At 56.3% G+C, this 19190-nt stretch carries 14 protein-coding genes and 1 tRNA gene; 9 read left to right on the top strand and 6 right to left on the bottom strand.

Annotated elements, in window-relative coordinates:
• Positions 1–363: 363 nt before the first annotated feature.
• The 5 genes from QE435_RS22255 to QE435_RS22235 form a co-directional block, all read right to left on the bottom strand.
• Positions 364–2316 carry a glycosyltransferase family 2 protein gene (locus tag QE435_RS22255; RefSeq protein ID WP_349042670.1) on the bottom strand — a complete coding sequence of 651 codons (1953 nt, stop codon included), beginning with the start codon at positions 2314–2316 and terminating at the stop codon, positions 364–366.
• A complete protein-coding gene (locus QE435_RS22250; protein WP_349042669.1) occupies positions 2285–3526 on the bottom strand; it encodes a hypothetical protein in 1242 nt (413 codons plus the stop codon). The genes QE435_RS22255 and QE435_RS22250 overlap by 32 nt, the downstream gene beginning before the upstream one ends.
• A gap of 301 nt (positions 3527–3827) precedes the next feature.
• Entirely contained in the window at positions 3828–5321 is a 1494-nt protein-coding gene (locus QE435_RS22245) for an HlyD family efflux transporter periplasmic adaptor subunit (RefSeq protein ID WP_349042668.1), read from the bottom strand.
• 492 nt (positions 5322–5813) lie between these two features.
• Complete coding sequence (locus QE435_RS22240; RefSeq protein WP_309771211.1) at positions 5814–5936, bottom strand: hypothetical protein; 123 nt, start codon at positions 5934–5936, stop codon at positions 5814–5816.
• 243 nt (positions 5937–6179) lie between these two features.
• The gene (locus QE435_RS22235; RefSeq protein ID WP_306933271.1) at positions 6180–6812 is read right to left on the bottom strand and encodes a TerC family protein; all 633 of its coding nucleotides are present in this window, start codon (positions 6810–6812) and stop codon (positions 6180–6182) included.
• A gap of 350 nt (positions 6813–7162) precedes the next feature.
• Here QE435_RS22235 and tuf point away from each other — a divergent pair, with 350 nt between their 5' ends.
• On the top strand, positions 7163–8338 hold the full coding sequence (gene tuf, locus QE435_RS22230) for an elongation factor Tu (RefSeq protein ID WP_306933249.1): 1176 nt from the start codon (positions 7163–7165) through the stop codon (positions 8336–8338).
• Between the two features lie 240 nt (positions 8339–8578).
• Here the strand turns inward: tuf and QE435_RS22225 are convergent, their stop codons facing one another.
• Positions 8579–10573, bottom strand: coding sequence for a methyl-accepting chemotaxis protein (locus QE435_RS22225; RefSeq protein WP_349042667.1), 1995 nt, complete (start codon positions 10571–10573; stop codon positions 8579–8581).
• Positions 10574–11058: 485 nt separating this feature from the next.
• Between QE435_RS22225 and QE435_RS22220 the strand changes: the two genes are divergently transcribed.
• From QE435_RS22220 to rpoB, 8 genes are all read left to right on the top strand, one after another.
• Positions 11059–11134 (top strand) — tRNA-Trp (locus tag QE435_RS22220).
• A gap of 187 nt (positions 11135–11321) precedes the next feature.
• A complete protein-coding gene (gene secE / locus QE435_RS22215; protein ID WP_003523719.1) occupies positions 11322–11522 on the top strand; it encodes a preprotein translocase subunit SecE in 201 nt (66 codons plus the stop codon).
• Positions 11523–11543: 21 nt separating this feature from the next.
• A complete protein-coding gene (gene nusG, locus QE435_RS22210) occupies positions 11544–12074 on the top strand; it encodes a transcription termination/antitermination protein NusG (protein ID WP_296075560.1) in 531 nt (176 codons plus the stop codon).
• 218 nt (positions 12075–12292) lie between these two features.
• A complete protein-coding gene (rplK, locus tag QE435_RS22205) occupies positions 12293–12724 on the top strand; it encodes a 50S ribosomal protein L11 (RefSeq protein ID WP_062588826.1) in 432 nt (143 codons plus the stop codon).
• Positions 12725–12726: 2 nt separating this feature from the next.
• A complete protein-coding gene (gene rplA, locus QE435_RS22200) occupies positions 12727–13422 on the top strand; it encodes a 50S ribosomal protein L1 (protein WP_296075533.1) in 696 nt (231 codons plus the stop codon).
• A 361-nt stretch (positions 13423–13783) separates the two neighbouring features.
• Positions 13784–14302, top strand: coding sequence for a 50S ribosomal protein L10 (gene rplJ / locus QE435_RS22195; RefSeq protein ID WP_306933260.1), 519 nt, complete (start codon positions 13784–13786; stop codon positions 14300–14302).
• Positions 14303–14360: 58 nt separating this feature from the next.
• Positions 14361–14738: a 50S ribosomal protein L7/L12 gene (gene rplL / locus QE435_RS22190; RefSeq protein WP_004442635.1), complete on the top strand. Its 378-nt coding sequence runs from the start codon at positions 14361–14363 to the stop codon at positions 14736–14738.
• A 260-nt stretch (positions 14739–14998) separates the two neighbouring features.
• Positions 14999–19138, top strand: coding sequence for a DNA-directed RNA polymerase subunit beta (gene rpoB / locus QE435_RS22185; RefSeq protein ID WP_349042666.1), 4140 nt, complete (start codon positions 14999–15001; stop codon positions 19136–19138).
• Positions 19139–19190: the final 52 nt, after the last annotated feature.

The raw sequence follows: 19190 nt of genomic DNA, 5'->3' as shown, positions 1-19190 counted from the left end.
ATCGCATGACTGGCCACGTAAGCCTGCTCCACGATAGTCAAAGCGACTATATTGGTCGCCTACGCAACCACTCAATATGCCTATGGATACGAGGCAAATCGCTGCACCAAGAACTCTCATAGATTTATCTCCTCATGATGGAGAATAACTCTGTACGATGGGCGCAGTTCCCTTTTGAGGCAGGGGGCATGCGTTAGCTGTACGGCCGCGGGCCAAGGCCCAGGAGTGCATAAGAGAGACGCGCCGCCATCTTACAGCGACCGCTCATGCTTAGAGCGGGCTTGACTGTAGCAACTGCGGGTCCTCAATCCATGTTTAGATGGGTACCGCAAAACGGAGCGACGCGTCGGTGCAGGACAGGTTTCAGCTGGCAAGCGCTCGCTTCATGAGGAGCTGGAGCGACTGTATCAAATTGCCAGTTTCAGCAATGTGACTGGGTGAGCGCCCGAAAAGTTGTTGCAGCACCCACCGTTTTTGCTCGATGTCGGGTTTGATGGTGAAAGCGCCGCGATCTCCTTGCGTCAACTCAAGCCACCCGGCGCCCGGTATCAGCAACTCGCCCGACAGCACTGATGAGGGGACGGAAAGCTCGATTTGCTCCGTCGAGAGCGACGTAATTTGGGTGGAGAAGGTGTTTCCTCCGCTGCGGATTGTCGCCGGAATAGAGACCGCGATCGATTCTTCTTTCCCGAAGCGTGGAAGCTCCACGCAGACGATGAGGCTGATAAAGGAAATCAGCATTGCAACCGCAGACCAGACGAGATTGAGGATATCGGCTGGGGATAGTTCGGTCGGCCTGTCCAGGCCGAAGATCACTGACAGGATGGAGGCTGCGGACAGGCAGGCCACGATGCCGAAGAAGAGCGCTGTAGGCCTGTGAATGCGAATGGCGGAGCGATCTCCGCCTTTTTCCGTGACTTTGAAGGGTTTGCCGAAGGGGCTGCGGATCGCCTGGAGCAGGCACATGGTGACGGGCAGCGCCGTCAGCGCATGAGTCACTTCGGTGAATATTGGTAGTGTGCGACCGCCCGATATCCAGGCGGAGTAGATCCAGAAAATGAACAAGGAAGAAATGCCGTATTTCATGAACAGGAGTTCGTCGGCCTGAAGTGCGGCAACGCCTAGGAACCAGTAGATGGACGGCGCAAGCAAGAGGCACAGGATGAAGGGTTTGCAGAGCCAGTTCAAAAGTCCATGCAGGTAATGCAGGCGCTGACGCAGGGAAAACTTACCTCTCCAGAGCGGTCCGGTTTTCAACAGGCCGATCTGGATCGTTCCGAGACACCAGCGGGTCCGTTGGGTGATGTATTCCGGGATGCCTTCAGCCGAGAGGCCGACACTGAGTTTCTCGTTGAGCCAGCGGGTGACATAGCCTTTTTCCAGCAGCCGGTAGGTCAGCAGCATGTCTTCTGACAGCGCGTCATGCGGAAATCCGCCGAGTTCATTGACGTAGGCCCGGCGTACAACAAAGCTCGTACCGACACAGAAGGCACAATCGACGGCATCCTTGGCGGGCTGGAACGTGTCGAAAAAGACTCGCTGGTCGTCGACGAAGCTTCGGCTCAGTCCGAGATTGTGCTGTATAGGATCGGAGTTGAAATAGAATTGCGGTGTCTGCACCAATCCGATTTTCGGATCACGGAACATGCCGGCGACACGCAGCAGGAAATCTTCCTGAGGCGCGAAATCGGCGTCCAGCACCATGATCAAGTCCGATGGATTTTCCGTTGCATTCGTCGCTCTCAGAGCGTTGTCGAGATTGCCCGCCTTGGCATGCTTGTTATCCGGGCGGGTTAGATATTCGATGCCGACTGCCTGGCAATGGGCTCTCACTTCTTCCCGTCGCGTGTCGTCGCAGACGATGACATTCAGCTTCGGGTAGTTCATCGCTTTGGCGCAGAACATCGATTTCTCAAGAATGTGCAGAGGCTCGTTGTAGGTGCAGATGAATACCGTGACCGAGGGGAATGTATCCGTCGCAATCATGGCCTGCTGCGCCGCGTTCGCTTGCGGGGTGCGGTCGGCTCGTCTCAGCAGAATAATGATCGAGGCCAAGGCGTAGACGATCGAGATGGTTTCAAAGGTGAAATATATATATTGCCACACGGCCTCGAAAGTCAGTTCAGCCTCTGGCAACGTGTCGGCCGCGCGCCAGATGAGGTAGAGCGAAAGCGAAGTGAAGACGATTGCGCTGAATATATATCGATCGATCGGATTGTCTGGCGACGACAATTTCGAAAATGCCAGAAATCCAAGCGCTACGCCGATATCGAAGAGCAAGATTTCAAGAACATTGTTTTCTATCCCGAACAGCATGACGCCCTCTTTGATCGACGAAAGGGTTGAAATCCATCATGGCGAGAACCGTCCAGGCGGTCGCGCCAAGATGAGGCCAGCGATAGTAATTGAAGTCTCCTCCGCTGCCGTCCGCTCCGACGGTCAGCTTCGTGGAGATTTGCGGTCTGTCTGTTGCCAAGATGAGGCCGGTTGACGGATCGCGATTGGTCATGATGGTGTGGAGCAACTTCTCCGCTTTGCCGTGGTCTCCGAAGGTGGTGAAAAGAAGAGCAGCCTGAGCGCTTCCTTCCATCCACACGCCGTCACGATCATCGTTGAAATCATAGCCGTTCGCGACGGCATTCTTGATGTCGATGATTGAGCGTACGTCCTTCCAGGCCGGTAATTCATGCGGATCGATGGCGAGAAATGGCCAGAGTTGAACGTCGAGATAGGTGCCAGCATTGACATTGGGGATGTCTTCCGATGTCGTCCCGATGAGAAATCCCTTGCCAGGTCGGTACATGGACAGGACGAAATCCCTGCTGCTGCATCGCAAGCGCTTCCATTGCGGGTCTTGATCAATTTCGGTCAGCCATGATCCCAGCGCCGCAACGTCGATATTGTGCTCCGTCGACTTCCACGGCACGCGCGAGGGGGATGGCTCAAAACCGGCGAAGCCTCCTGCGACGCCATTTCCAGTATCGAACTGCGATACGAAGCGCGCCATTGATTTGGCCGACTGCAGATACCGATCGTCACCTGTTGCCGTGTAAAGATGCAGTTGTGAAAGGGCTGCCCAGGCCATGTTTCCAACCGCGGTGCTGGCCTGATATGCATCCTCCTGCCATCGTGCGGATTTTTCATCCCACCATCCAGCAAGGTTTACCGGTGTAGAGATGGCGCCTGACCGATAGGCGTTTCTCAACCGCCCATCGCTATAGTGTCGATCATGGTCCTGTGCCGTGATCAGCCCGTCGCCAATTCGTTTAGCCGATTCAAGATCGCCACATGCCAGAAATGCCATGCTGGCCAATGCGTTATCGTAAACGAATGCTACATCCTTCAGTGCCTTCGAGCGTTCGTCATCCGGCAAGGATGGATAACTCGCGATCAAGCCAGCGTTGCTATCCTGGTGTTTCTGCATAGAACTGCAGAGTTCTTTTGCCTGCTCCTGTTGCATGGCGAAGGCTCTCAACGGGGAGAGGGGAAGGAGCGCCAGCAGAAGAAGCATGAACCGGAACGTCATGGCGGTTAGTCCTGCTTTGAATCTAAGGAGCAAGTCCGGCAAGGACCGCTTCAGTTCCATTGCTCTCGTTGTTTATTTCGATGCAATCTTACGTCCCGAAAATCGATTCCGATTTTCGGGCTATGGTTGCAGATGCTGAGATTGAGGGATGGCTTAGATAGAGAGGGCTTTCATAAAGCGCGTCGCGATCTTTCAGATTCGCGCGTGACGCTCATCCGTTTTTCTATCGCAGGTCGCTATCGAAAAATGCTTCACGGCCTTTGCGCAATCCGCTTCAGGCCCACTCTATCCTCTTGCGTCGTCAGCTATTCCGAGGTGGTTCCAACGACCGAACGGGGCGATTGGCGGCTTCAAATTCGCGATCATCGGGCGCGAGCAATGAAGAGACCGCCAGATAGCCCTGACTGACGGTATTTTGCGCGTAGGTGAAAGCAGCTGTTGCGGTCGTCGCCGTATACTCCACGACGTCTCGGGCTACCTTCTCCAGGTCTTTGCGCAGCGGTCTGAGTTCCCGGGCCAGATATCGACCCCCGTCATAGACGCGATCCGCGCCCGCTGCCAACGCCGATTGGGCGTCATCGACCCACTGCCGCTTCAAGGATACGCTGACCCATGTTCCAACCGAACAGAACTTCGCCATTTGACGGCGGTCCTGTCGGCTGGCCTCATCTGGAGAAATATAGGCGTAGAGTTCACGGCGTTCTGTTGGCGGGAAAGGTACGGCGTAATCAAGATCGACCCGTTCCGTTGTCCGCGGCACCAGGCGTGTGACAACGCCGGTAAGGGGAGTACGGTCGTTGCCAATCGTGACGTTCACATTCGAGCCGACCGAAAGCGCCTGGGCTTCCCGCTCGGAGAAAATCGCCACAACAAAGGCGTTTTGGCAATTAATGGCCTCTGCCACGGTATCGCCAGGGCTCACCTGTTTTCCAACTTGTGCAACCGTACGATAAAGAACGGAAGATGGATCCGCGGCGATCTCCGCCTTGTTCAGTCGGGCAACACGCGCATCTTCCGCTCCCAGCAGAGTGGCTAATTCCGTCTTGCGCGTTTCCAGCGATGCCGCCTGCAACTCTATCTGGGAGTAATCGGCTTTCCTCGCCCTGATTTCCCGTTCGAGATTTGAAAGGGACTCGTTTTCCGTGCCGACATAGACCCGATTCTTCAGATTATCGAGAATGGCCTGAAGCCGGGCGGTATTGACGATTGCTGCCTCTGTGGAGGCTTCTTCTTCCGCCAACTTGTTCTCGATCTCCAACTGAGTTCCTGCAACCGCTCCTTTATCGATAAGTCGAAGCTGACGATTGAGGTTAATCTTGCTGGTTTCGGCTTTCAGCTTTGCCGACCTCATGGAGATATTAGCATTTTCGAGCGCGTTCTCCGATAGTGCGAGCACTGCCTGTCGTTGACTCTCCAAATCCCCTTCCATATCGGCGATGCGATCACGATAGTCAGCGAGGATTGATTTTTTAAGATCGAGTTCGTTTTGCAACGACCCCATCTGCATTTGAAGACCGATGAGTGTCGAGCGATCGACGCGATCATTTTGTATAATTGCAGAAAATGGTGATGCATCTCCCGCCGAGGTGCCGGCAAAACCAGTAACTGTGCCGCCAATCGGTGAGGTTAGCGGAGTAATGGGCGCGTTGACGACCGCTCTGCTTGATGAAGACGTAAATAAAGGCGGAGCAACGGACGACATGAATACGGCGGACACAACTCCGATCACGCCGTAAGACCCAATTTTTACTGAAGATAAGATGGTAGAGTCGCGTTTGTTTTCCTGCGGAACCATAGCATGTATCCTTTAAAAATACAGTTACAGGCTCCTCCCGATGCACTTATCTGGAGTTAAGAATTCGTTAACTTATATTTTTTGTCAACAATAAATTATAGATGTCGAAAATATTCATCAAAACATCTACTAACTCTATTTTTAATTAATCCTGCGGTTGCTTTTTCTATCTTAGGATGTCTCTTGGGTGTAAAATTTGGCTGACTTCTCACAACTGAAGCCGTTGCTAAATCGCTGAAAGCGAGCGTCTATAAATGCGCCAATATCGATGCGAGGGGGGAGCGTTCTATGACTTGCTCCGACGAGTGACAGTGGAGCTTGAAAGGACAATAGTCGCGCGCGGTAACGTGATGCCTCATCGGCGATCGGAGACGAAAGCAGTCAAGACCTATCAAAAGTCAGTTGATTATGCTTGGGAGGTCAATTGCCGCGCGACGCAAAGATTGAAACGCCTTCCGCTTGCAAAATCGCTTGGCGCGCGGCGTGTCACTATCAGCCAATTTTCATAAACAGCAACTGTGCAATGAACGCGGCCAGCAGCATGACGGTGAGTGCTGCGCCGATCTTTAGCTGTCGAGTGCGTCGCGTGCGGCCGCCGGACCAGTCATAGGCCATGGGTTCAGACATCCTTTTGGTTATTCGTTATGTCTAAAGTAGTGGTCTTCTATGCTTGCGTGAACCTGACGGCAATGACCAGAAGGGACAGGCGAGTTCTTCGACTTGTTTTAAAGTCGGGTGGCGGCGAAGCGAAGAATCACTCCGTCCACTCCTCCCTTCGTATCCTTGGTTTTCGATGGAGAATAGGAGCCCGGCAAATCCGTGTGCGGGCTCCTGTGCTCAAGAGTTGGCTCAGTTCTTTTAGCTGACGTAGGGCTGGACATAGGGCCAGACTTCGACAGCGCCATGGTAAAGCATATTGAGCGCGACGTAGACGATGACAGCGAGGCCGACATAGGAGATCCAGCGATAGCGGTGCAGCAGCTTGGCGACGAAGTTCGCGGCAAGGCCCATCAGCGCGATCGACACCACGAGACCGATAATGAGGACGGTCACGTGGTCCTGGGCCGCGCCGGCGACGGCCAGAACATTGTCCAGTGACATGGAAACGTCGGCAATGACGATCTGGGTGGCGGCCTGGAAGAACGTCTTATGACCTTTGGTCAGATCGGCTTCCGCATCCGTGACCGTTTCGCCTGCAGAGGCGTTCTGTTCGCGAAGTTCGCTCCACATCTTCCAGCACACCCAGACGAGCAGGAGCCCGCCGAAGAGTTGAAGGCCGACGATGGCAAGCAATTGCACGGTCAGCGCTGCAAAAGCGATACGCAGCACGGTGGCGGCGATGATGCCGACAAGGATCGCCTTGCGGCGCAGATGAGCGGGAAGGCCTGCGGCAGCAAGACCGATAACGATGGCATTGTCACCTGCGAGAACCAGGTCGATCGCGATGACCTGTAGGAAAGCGGTGAAGCCAGCTGCTGTAAAGATTTCCATTCTATATCCCGAAGCGTAAGCAAAGGGCCGCGCGAGAAGCGACGCCGAAGTGATGTGTAAAGAGCGGTAGAGCCTGTTCAAATCGCCGTATCCCCCTGGCGATCTCGTCTGGCAATATGACAGGAATTGGATTGACGTAAAGAGCAGGGGCCGCGCAGCCGCTCAACTGGCCCATTAAAGTGGTTGATAAACGGGTGGAACATCCCCATATGGCGCCAATCCAGCCGCTTTTGGCTGCCGATTCCGTGCCTCGACAATTAAGTCTTGCGCATTCGGTTACAAACCCTTAAACGGCGACACCAAACCGGTTCGCCGGGGAAACTACTTCACGTTCACAGGAAGCAATTCACATGGCAAAGAGCAAGTTTGAGCGGAATAAGCCGCACGTCAACATCGGCACGATCGGTCACGTTGACCACGGCAAGACGTCTTTGACTGCGGCGATCACGAAGTACTTCGGCGAGTTCAAGGCGTATGACCAGATCGACGCGGCTCCTGAAGAGAAGGCTCGTGGTATCACGATTTCGACGGCGCACGTTGAGTATGAGACGCCGAACCGTCACTACGCTCACGTTGACTGCCCCGGCCACGCCGACTACGTGAAGAACATGATCACCGGTGCAGCGCAGATGGACGGCGCGATCCTGGTTTGCTCCGCTGCTGACGGCCCGATGCCGCAGACGCGCGAGCACATCCTGCTTGCTCGCCAGGTTGGCGTTCCGGCGATCGTCGTGTTCCTCAACAAGGTCGACCAGGTTGACGACGCAGAACTTCTGGAGCTCGTCGAGCTTGAAGTTCGCGAACTTCTGTCGTCCTACGACTTCCCGGGCGACGACATTCCGATCGTCAAGGGTTCGGCACTGGCCGCTCTCGAAGATTCCGACAAGAAGATCGGCGAAGACGCCATCCGCGAGCTGATGGCTCAGGTTGACGCCTACATCCCGACGCCTGAGCGTCCGATCGACCAGCCGTTCCTGATGCCGATCGAAGACGTGTTCTCGATCTCTGGCCGTGGTACGGTTGTGACGGGCCGCGTTGAGCGTGGTATCGTCAAGGTTGGTGAAGAAGTCGAAATCGTCGGCATTCGTGCGACGTCGAAGACGACTGTTACCGGCGTTGAAATGTTCCGCAAGCTGCTCGACCAGGGCCAGGCTGGCGACAACATCGGTGCACTGGTTCGTGGCGTACAGCGCGATGGCGTTGAGCGTGGTCAGATCCTTTGCAAGCCAGGTTCGGTCAAGCCGCACAAGAAGTTCATGGCAGAAGCCTACATCCTGACGAAGGAAGAAGGCGGTCGTCATACGCCGTTCTTCACGAACTACCGTCCGCAGTTCTACTTCCGTACGACTGACGTTACCGGTATCGTTTCGCTTCCAGAAGGCACGGAAATGGTTATGCCTGGCGACAACGTGACTGTTGCCGTTGAGCTGATCGTTCCGATCGCGATGGAAGAAAAGCTGCGCTTCGCGATCCGCGAAGGCGGCCGTACCGTCGGCGCCGGCATCGTTGCTTCGATCATCGAGTAATCTTTTCCCGCAAGGGATTTGAGAAAGCCCCGCTGGAGACAGCGGGGCTTTTGCTTTTTCGGGTACATGAGATGTGTCTCCAACAGATTTGGCTGCTAGCCGGCAGAGTTGGGTCTGCGCTCGGACTTCGCGTAGAAACAAAAACATCCGGTGAGAGGACCCACCGGATGGACGTTCAAAGACCTATTGTCTGATGGTCGCCACTCCACCTCGTTGGGACTGGGGTGGTAATCGTCGCCTTCAGAACTCCTCCCACTGACCGGGGGAAGCAGCTGCCGCTGTTCTCCCGCTGAACGCTCTGCTCAACCTGCCGCCCAATGCGCGGGCAGGAGAGAGGATTGGCGGTGCATCGAGTGGTGCCGCGCGAAGGGCAGGGGCCGTATCGTCCAGCTTGAACCGAGTGATAAGGCGGGCAAGATTGGACGCCTCGTCGGCCAGGCGGTTGGAGGAGGCTGTCGATTCTTCCACCATGGCGGCATTCTGCTGCGTCATCTGGTCCATGTGATTGACCGCGGTGTTGACCTCCGACAATCCAGTGGACTGTTCCCGCGCTGCGGTGGCGATCGAGTGGACATGCTCGTTGATCTTGACCACATGGCTCTGGATCTGTCCCAGCGCTTCGCCCGTTGCCGTGACAAGCTTGACGCCGGACTTGACCTCGTCGCCGGAACGGGAAATCAGTGTCTTGATTTCCTTGGCGGCGTTGGCGGAGCGTTGTGCGAGTTCGCGGACCTCTTGGGCAACGACGGCAAAGCCCTTGCCAGCTTCGCCGGCACGGGCCGCTTCGACACCGGCGTTGAGGGCGAGGAGGTTGGTCTGGAACGCGATCTCGTCGATCACATTGATGATCTGTCCGATCTCACCCGATGCCTGTTCGATGCGACCCATGGCAGAGACGGCATTCTGCACCACCGCGCTGGACTGTTCGGTTGAGCGGCGTGCCTCATCAACCATATGGCTTGCTTCGGTTGCGCGCTCGGTGGAGTTCTTCACCGCTGCAGTGATTTCTTCGAGCGCCGCAGAGGTCTCTTCGAGAGAAGCTGCCTGCTGCTCGGTGCGCTTGGACAATTCTCCGGATGCCGTGCGCATCTCGCCAGCGCCACCGTTGATGGTTTCGATCGCAACGCGAACCTGTCCGAGGAGGTGACGGAGGTTCGCCATCGTGTGGTTGACGTTGTCGCGAAGTTCGGCAAAGGCACCCTGGAAGTCGCCATGCATGCCAGCCGTCAGATCGCCCTCCGAGAGGGCGGAGATCACGCGGCGGGTTTCCGCAACACCGCGATCGACGGAGGCAACCAGTTCATTGACCTGCGCTGCGAACCGGTCGAGATCGACATTGTTGTAGTGTTTGGTGATGCGCTTGGTGAAGTCGCCGGCCACCGCCGCCGAGACAACCTCACCGATATTGGACTGAAGGTCGGCGCTTTTTGCCTGCAGCGCTGCTTCTTGCGCATTCATCTCCCGTACCTTGATTGCGTTCTGCTTAAAGACTTCGACCGCGCGAGCCATCTCGCCGAGTTCGTTCTTCAATTCAGTGAAGGGCACGTCGACGTCGAGATCGCCGTCGGCCAGCCTGCGCATAACAGCTGTAGAGCTGCCAACAGGTTCGGCGATGCCACGATACAGCGCGAAGCCGCCAAACAGGGCGAAACCTGTGAGGCCGATCAATCCGCCGATGTTTACCCAGTCTGATGTTGAAACCGCTGCATCGCCGTCAGCACTGCGCGATGCCATCAGGGTGCGTTCGGTTTCCTGAATGTCACCAATGGTGCTGCGGATCTTGTCCATATAGGCTTTGCCAGCTCCCTGACCCTCAAGCTCTCTTGCCTGTTCGGAGCTGGCCGCATTGCGCATCAGAGCAATCTCTTTTTCCGCAATATTCGTGCGCCAGGCCTTCGCCTGTTCGTCAAGAGCGGCGAGCCTTTGCTGCTGGGCGGGGTTGTCCGCGGTCAATTCCCTTGCCTTGGCCAGTCCAGTCTCATAGTCCTTGATGCCACCGCGATAGGGATCCAGAAACTCGTCTTTGCCGGCGATAAGATAGCCGCGCAACCCCGTTTCCTGGTTGACGATGGCAACAAGAATGCTGTTCGTCGCCCGGTACATTTCATTGGTGTGCTGGATCCAGCCATTCGTCTTGTCGATAAAATGAATACTGCGATAGTTCAGAATGCTAACCGTCGCCGCGACAACGATAAGGATCGCGAAGGTGATCGTGATCTTGAGAGAGGTCTTCATATGTTGCAGTTGCTTCATCATGTGTCTTAGCCGAAGATGATCGAGGAGCACTAATGCGACCGACCAGCATGGCTGGACACCCGCACCGCCGAAAAAGCGCGCGGGAAGCCATCATCTCTTCCTGCAGCATGAATGTATTACGAAGGGCCGCTGCAACTCATTCGAGCGGCGTTGGTCCTGCGGTCTATCAACAGACACAGCAAGCCGAGCGTATAACGACACGATACCCAAATTGGTTCACCCGATTATTCGAATTTTTCTATCGAGATGCGAAATATATGCGATTAATACTTTGTTAATATTCTACAGGCGCCGCCTATACGAAGCGAACGCCTGTATGGTTGCGCATCTTCCTCCTTGTCTCTCTTGCGGGGCACAGGATTTAGGAAAAAAGCAAAAACACCCTTGCCAATCTCGGCGCTCCGCCTTAAAGGAGGCGCACACCGCACGGGCGAGGCGAAATGCTGAGTCTGGGTCGGTCTTAAAGGGGTATAGCTCAGTTGGTAGAGCGGCGGTCTCCAAAACCGCAGGTCGGGGGTTCGAGCCCCTCTGCCCCTGCCACTTCCTCACTCGCAAGCGCGCAACTTCGCTGCATGGCGGATGGGGTGCCGGGTATCCGGTGAATTCGCCGAATGTCGATTTCCTCTTGTTAAAAGGGGAATCGGTGTTTATGTAGGGTCAAAACAGACACGCGGTGCGTGGGGCTGATTAGTATCGGCTTTACGCGCCGTAATTGCGTGGGCAGTCAATGGCATCCAAAACCAACCCGTTTACGTTTCTGCAGCAGGTGCGCGCCGAAGCGTCGAAGATCACTTGGCCATCGCGCCGCGAGACCATGATTTCCACGGCTATGGTGCTGGTTATGGTCATTTTTGCGGCTCTGTTCTTCTTTGCGGCAGATCAGCTCATCGGCTGGTTGCTCAGCCTCGTGCTGAACGTCGGCCGCTAACGAATTGAACGGAGAATTATAATGGCAGCGCGTTGGTATATCGTTCAGGCCTACTCGAATTTCGAGAAGAAGGTTGCTGAATCGATCGAGGAAAAGGTTCGCCAGAAGGGTCTGGACCATTTGTTCGAGAAAATCCTCGTTCCGACCGAAAAGGTCGTCGAGGTGCGTCGTGGTCGCAAGGTCGATAGCGAGCGCAAGTTCTTTCCAGGTTACGTGCTGGTGCGCGCCAATCTGACGGATGAGGCCTATCACCTCATCAAGAATACGCCGAAAGTCACCGGCTTTCTCGGTTCCGACAACAAGCCGGTTCCGATCCCGGACTCCGAGGCCGACCGTATTCTCGGTCAGGTTCAGGAAGGTGTCGAGCGTCCGAAGTCTTCGGTCTCGTTCGAAATCGGCGAGCAGGTTCGCGTCTCCGACGGTCCGTTTGCATCGTTCAACGGTGTTGTTCAGGATGTCGATGAAGAGCGCTCGCGCCTCAAGGTCGAAGTTTCGATCTTCGGTCGCGCCACTCCGGTGGAGCTGGAATACAATCAGGTCGAGAAGGTCTGATAAGGTTTCGAAGGGCAGTTTTGTCCTTCATCAAATACATCAGGACAGTCGAGCAAGCATTTGCTTCGAAAGCTTGATGGGATGCGGCCACGGTCGCAGAACGCGTGGAAGATTGTCTGGCTCTTAAGCCGGGGCAGAGATCGAACCACGCAACCGCAGCCGCCGGATTTTCCGGCATATGGGCCGGGCAACCGGTTCGATTTGAAAGGCAGAGAGTAATGGCTAAGAAAGTTGCAGGCCAGCTCAAGTTGCAGGTAAAGGCAGGATCGGCCAACCCGTCCCCGCCAATCGGCCCTGCGCTTGGTCAGCGTGGCATTAACATCATGGAATTCTGCAAGGCGTTCAATGCCGCCACGCAGGAAATGGAAAAGGGTATGCCGATCCCGGTCGTCATCACCTATTACCAGGACAAGTCCTTCACCTTCGTCATGAAGCAGCCGCCGATGACGTACTGGCTGAAGAAGGAAGCGAAGATCACCTCCGGTTCCAAGACGCCTGGCAAGGGCGCCAAGGTCGGCTCCATCACCAAGGCTCAGGTCAAGACGATCGCAGAAGCCAAGATGAAGGATCTGAACGCAGCCAACATCGAAGGCGCAATGGCAATGGTTGAGGGCTCTGCCCGCGCCATGGGCCTGGAAGTGGTAGGTTGATCATGGCTAAGCTTGCAAAGCGCGTACAGAAGACCCGTGAAGGTGTCGACCCGAACAAGCTCTACGTCCTGACCGACGCCATCTCGATGGTCAAGGAACGGGCTGTCGCCAAGTTCGACGAAACCATCGAAGTTGCAATGAACCTCGGCGTTGACCCGCGTCACGCCGACCAGATGGTTCGTGGCGTTGTCAACCTGCCGAACGGCACAGGCCGCGACGTTCGCGTTGCTGTCTTCGCTCGTGGCGCCAAGGCTGACGAAGCCAAGGCTGCTGGTGCAGACATCGTTGGCGCTGAAGACCTGCTGGAAACGGTTCAGGGCGGCAAGATCGATTTCGACCGCGTTATCGCGACCCCTGACATGATGCCGCTCGTCGGCCGTCTCGGCAAGGTTCTCGGTCCGCGCGGCATGATGCCGAACCCGAAGGTCGGTACGGTTACGATGGATGTCGCTGGTGCCGTCAAGGCTTCCAAGGGCGGCGCTGTCGAGTTCCGCGTCGAAAAGGCCGGTATCGTTCACGCTGGCGTTGGCAAGGCTTCGTTCGATGCCAAGGCGCTGGAAGAAAACATCAAGGCTTTTGCTGACGCTGTCATCAAGGCCAAGCCTACGGGTGCAAAGGGCAACTACGTCAAGCGCGTAGCGATCTCCTCCACCATGGGCCCAGGCTTCAAGATCGACCCTTCGTCGGTTACGGCCTAATCCATTCGCCGCGCTTCTTAAATGAGGCGCGGCAACACAGATTTCCGGCTCGCAAGGGCCGGAAATTTCCGGGGTAACCCGGAATTCCTGTCCGAGATTGCAGGTGGCCGTTATCCTTAGGGATCTTGGCCTTAATCATTCAACCTGCATGAGACGGGTAAGAGCCCGGATTTTCGCATCGAGACGATGCTAAATAATCCGGTTCGAACCTGATGTGCCTGTGCCTGAAGCCGTTTGCGGCGACAGAGCGGGGGACAGGATCCTCAAGCGTCGCTTGGGATTTCGGTAACGAAATTCCTTGAGGCAAAGGCAAACCCGATGGGTGCACATTCAATGTGTAGTCATCTACTGGAGACAGACAGTGGAAAGAGCGGAAAAACGCGAATTCGTCACGGAGCTGAACGAAGTCTTCAAGGCTTCCGGTTCAGTTGTCGTGGCCCACTATGCTGGTGTCACAGTTGCGCAGATGAACGATTTTCGTTCGAAAATGCGTGCTGCTGGCGGCACCGTCAAGGTCGCGAAGAACCGCCTGGCCAAGATCGCTCTTCAGGGTACGGAGTCGGAAGGGATGTCAGATCTCTTCAAGGGACAGACGCTGATTGCATACAGCAATGACCCTATGATTGCTCCGAAAGTCGTCATGGACTTCGCCAAGACCAACGACAAGGTCGTTGTTTTGGGCGGCGCCATGGGCGCAACCACGCTCACAGCAGATGCAGTCAAGTCGCTCGCGACCCTGCCTTCGCTGGACGAGCTGCGTGCGAAGCTGCTGGGCCTTCTCAATGCCCCGGCAACTCGCGTCGCAACGGTTGTTGCAGCACCGGCAAGCCAGCTTGCTCGTGTGTTCTCGGCTTACTCCAAGAAGGACGAAGCCGCTTAAGGCGGTTTTTCGCTGTAAATATTCAAACCGGTTCGAACCGAATTAAAGGAACTGAAAAATGGCTGATCTCGCAAAGATCGTAGAAGACCTCTCCTCGCTGACCGTTCTGGAAGCTGCTGAGCTTTCCAAGCTTCTAGAAGAGAAGTGGGGCGTTTCCGCTGCTGCTCCTGTAGCAGTTGCTGCTGCTGGTGGCGCTGCTGCCGCTGCTGCTCCGGAAGAAGAAAAGACCGAGTTCGACGTTATCCTGGTTGACGCTGGCGCCAACAAGATCAACGTCATCAAGGAAGTCCGTGGCATCACCGGCCTCGGCCTGAAGGAAGCTAAGGACCTCGTTGAAGGCGCTCCGAAGCCTGTCAAGGAAGCTGTTTCCAAGGCTGAAGCTGCTGACCTCAAGAAGAAGCTTGAAGACGCCGGCGCTAAGGTCGACGTTAAGTAATCTTGCGATTGCTGATGGGAGAAGGAAAAATCCTTCTCCCATTATTGCTCTGTCTGAAACCGATTACCCAAGAACCGCCTGAAAACGGTTCTTGGGTAATGGGTTCTTCAAGAGAATGGTTCCGAACCGGCTCATCAGGCAATCCGGCCTGATCGATCCGGGAGGTGGAACGAGATTGATTTTACCCATTATTCGACGGGGTCGACTGGCCATCGGTTCCCGTCCGTTGCAGGCCCGGATGCAATTTTAAAGGAGCGACGATGGCTCAGACCCTTTCGTTTAACGGTCGTAGGCGCGTACGCAAGTTTTTCGGCAAAATTCCAGAAGTAGCGGAAATGCCGAACCTCATTGAGGTTCAGAAGGCTTCGTATGACCAATTCCTCATGGTTGACGAGCCCAAGGGCGGACGTCCCGACGAGGGATTGAATGCCGTATTCAAATCCGTATTCCCGATCACCGACTTCTCCGGCGCGTCCATGCTGGAATTCGTATCCTACGAATTCGAAGCACCGAAGTTCGATGTCGAGGAATGCCGTCAGCGCGATCTGACCTACGCAGCGCCGCTCAAGGTGACGCTGCGCCTCATCGTGTTCGATATCGACGAGGATACAGGCGCGAAGTCCATCAAGGACATCAAGGAACAGTCCGTCTACATGGGCGACATGCCGCTCATGACCAATAACGGCACGTTCATCGTGAACGGTACCGAGCGCGTTATTGTGTCTCAGATGCACCGTTCGCCGGGCGTCTTCTTCGACCATGACAAGGGCAAGAGCCATTCTTCCGGCAAGCTGCTCTTTGCTGCGCGCGTCATCCCTTACCGCGGTTCCTGGCTCGATATCGAGTTCGACGCAAAGGATGTCGTGTTCGCGCGTATCGACCGTCGCCGCAAGCTTCCCGTGACCTCGCTGCTTATGGCGCTTGGCATGGATGGCGAAGACATTCTGTCGACCTTCTACACCAAGGCGACCTATGTTCGCGAAGGTGACGGCTGGCGCATTCCGTTCCAGCCCGAGACGCTGAAGAACGCCAAGGTCATCACCGACATGATCGACGCCGATACCGGCGAAGTCGTTGTCGAGGGTGGCAAGAAGCTGACCCCGCGTCTGCTGCGTCAGTTGACCGAAAAGGGCCTGAAGGCTCTGAAGGCCAGTGACGAAGACCTGTACGGCAACTTCCTTGCCGAAGACATCGTCAACTACGAGACGGGTGAAATCTATCTCGAAGCCGGCGACGAAATCGACGACAAGGCACTGACCGTCATTCTCGGCCATGGCTTCGACGAGATTTCCGTCCTCAACATCGACCACGTCAATGTTGGCGCCTACATCCGCAACACGCTTGCTGCAGACAAGAACGAGAACCGTCAGGACGCTCTGTTCGATATCTACCGCGTGATGCGTCCAGGTGAACCGCCGACCATGGATTCTGCGGAAGCCATGTTCAACTCGCTGTTCTTCGACGCCGAGCGTTACGACCTTTCGGCCGTCGGTCGCGTCAAGATGAACATGCGTCTCGACCTCGACGTGGAAGACACCGTGCGCACGCTGCGCAAGGACGACATCCTGGCCGTGGTCAAGATGCTGGTCGAGCTGCGTGACGGCAAGGGCGAAATCGACGACATCGACAACCTCGGCAACCGCCGTGTTCGTTCTGTCGGTGAGTTGATGGAGAACCAGTATCGTCTGGGTCTGCTGCGCATGGAGCGCGCGATCAAGGAACGTATGTCCTCGATCGAAATCGACACCGTGATGCCGCAGGATCTGATCAACGCGAAGCCGGCCGCAGCTGCCGTTCGTGAATTCTTCGGCTCCTCGCAGCTGTCGCAGTTCATGGACCAGGTGAACCCGCTTTCGGAAATCACCCACAAGCGCCGTCTTTCGGCTCTTGGACCGGGCGGTCTGACCCGCGAGCGCGCAGGCTTCGAAGTCCGCGACGTTCACCCGACCCACTACGGCCGTATTTGCCCGATCGAAACGCCGGAAGGCCCGAACATCGGTCTGATCAACAGCCTGGCGACCTTCGCCCGCGTCAACAAGTACGGCTTCATTGAAAGCCCGTACCGCAAGATCGTGGACGGTAAGGTCACCACCGACGTGATCTACCTCTCCGCTATGGAAGAGGCGAAGTATTACGTTGCACAGGCCAATGCCGAACTCGACGCTGAAGGCGCATTCACGGAAGAATTCGTGGTCTGCCGTCATGCGGGCGAAGTTATGCTGGCTCCGCGCGACAACATCAACCTGATGGACGTTTCGCCGAAGCAGCTGGTTTCGGTTGCTGCGGCTCTCATTCCGTTCCTGGAAAACGACGACGCCAACCGCGCTCTCATGGGCTCGAACATGCAGCGTCAGGCCGTTCCGCTCCTGCGCGCCGAGGCACCGTTCGTCGGTACCGGCATGGAGCCGATCGTTGCCCGTGACTCCGGCGCCGCTATCGCAGCCCGTCGTGGCGGCGTGGTCGACCAGGTGGATGCGACCCGTATCGTTATCCGCGCAACGGAAGATCTCGATGCTGGCAAGTCCGGCGTTGATATCTACCGCCTGCAGAAGTTCCAGCGTTCCAACCAGAACACCTGCGTCAACCAGCGTCCGCTGGTTTCCGTTGGCGACGTTCTGAACAAGGGCGACATCATCGCGGACGGTCCTTCGACCGATCTCGGTGACCTGGCACTTGGCCGCAACGCGCTCGTCGCGTTCATGCCATGGAACGGTTACAACTACGAAGATTCGATCCTGATGTCCGAGCGCATCGTCTCCGACGACGTGTTCACCTCCATCCACATCGAAGAATTCGAAGTGATGGCCCGCGACACCAAGCTTGGTCCGGAAGAAATCACGCGCGACATTCCGAACGTTTCGGAAGAAGCGCTGAAGAACCTCGACGAAGCCGGTATCGTCTACATCGGTGCGGAAGTTCAGCCTGGCGATATCCTCGTCGGCAAGATCACGCCGAAGGGCGAAAGCCCGATGACGCCGGAAGAAAAGCTTCTGCGCGCCATCTTCGGTGAAAAGGCTTCCGACGTTCGCGACACCTCCATGCGCATGCCTCCGGGCACGTTCGGTACGGTCGTCGAAGTTCGCGTGTTCAACCGTCACGGCGTCGAAAAGGACGAACGTGCGATGGCTATCGAGCGCGAGGAAATCGAGCGCCTGGCCAAGGACCGCGACGACGAGCAGGCCATTCTGGACCGTAACGTCTATGGCCGTCTGGTCGACATGCTGCGCGGTCAGGTTTCGATTGCCGGTCCGAAGGGCTTCAAGAAGGGTGTTGAACTGTCCAACGCCGTCGTCTCCGAATATCCTCGCTCGCAGTGGTGGATGTTCGCTGTCGAGGACGAGAAGGTTCAGGCCGAGATCGAAGCTCTGCGTGGTCAGTACGACGAGTCCAAGTCGCGCCTTGAACAGCGCTTCATGGATAAGGTCGAGAAGGTCCAGCGCGGCGACGAAATGCCTCCGGGCGTCATGAAGATGGTCAAGGTCTTCGTTGCTGTTAAGCGCAAGATCCAGCCGGGCGACAAGATGGCTGGCCGTCACGGTAACAAGGGCGTTGTCTCGCGTATCGTGCCTGTCGAAGACATGCCGTTCCTGGAAGACGGTACGCATGTCGACATCTGCTTGAACCCGCTGGGCGTGCCTTCGCGCATGAACGTCGGTCAGATCCTCGAAACGCACCTCGCATGGGCTTGCGCCGGTATGGGCAAGAAGATCGGCGAGCTGCTCGACGAGTATCGCAAGACGATGGACATCACCGACCTGAAGAACGAGCTGACGGAAGTCTACGCGTCTGAAGCGAAGGACGAAGTGTCTTCCTTCGACGACGATGCGCTGGTGCGTCTGGCAGAACAGTCCCGCAAGGGAGTCTCCATCGCAACGCCGGTCTTCGACGGTGCGCATGAGCCTGACGTTGCTTCCATGCTGAAGCGCGCCGGTCTGCATGAGTCCGGTCAGTCGGTTCTCTATGATGGACGTACCGGTGAGGCTTTCGACCGCAAGGTGACTGTCGGCTACATGTACATGATCAAGCTGAACCACCTTGTCGACGACAAGATCCACGCTCGCTCGATCGGTCCTTACTCGCTCGTTACCCAGCAGCCTCTGGGCGGCAAGGCGCAGTTCGGTGGTCAGCGCTTCGGGGAAATGGAAGTCTGGGCTCTGGAAGCTTACGGCGCGGCCTACACGCTGCAGGAAATGCTCACTGTCAAGTCGGACGACGTGGCGGGCCGCACCAAGGTTTACGAAGCGATCGTCCGTGGAGACGACACCTTCGAAGCCGGTATTCCGGAGAGCTTCAACGTTCTCGTCAAGGAAATGCGGTCTCTGGGCCTCTCCGTCGAGCTGGAAAATTCCAAGCTCGAAGAGCAGCAGGCTGCCGATCAGCTGCCTGACGCGGCGGAATAAGATCAGAAAAGGCAGGCGCTTTGAAAAGAGCGCCTGCTGGTTTCGCTCACGG

Source organism: Agrobacterium sp. SORGH_AS 787 (assembly GCF_030819035.1).
Taxonomy (GTDB): domain Bacteria; phylum Pseudomonadota; class Alphaproteobacteria; order Rhizobiales; family Rhizobiaceae; genus Agrobacterium; species Agrobacterium larrymoorei_B.
The sequence above is the reverse complement of the archived record's forward strand: the minus strand, read 5'-3'. Positions and strand labels throughout refer to the sequence as shown.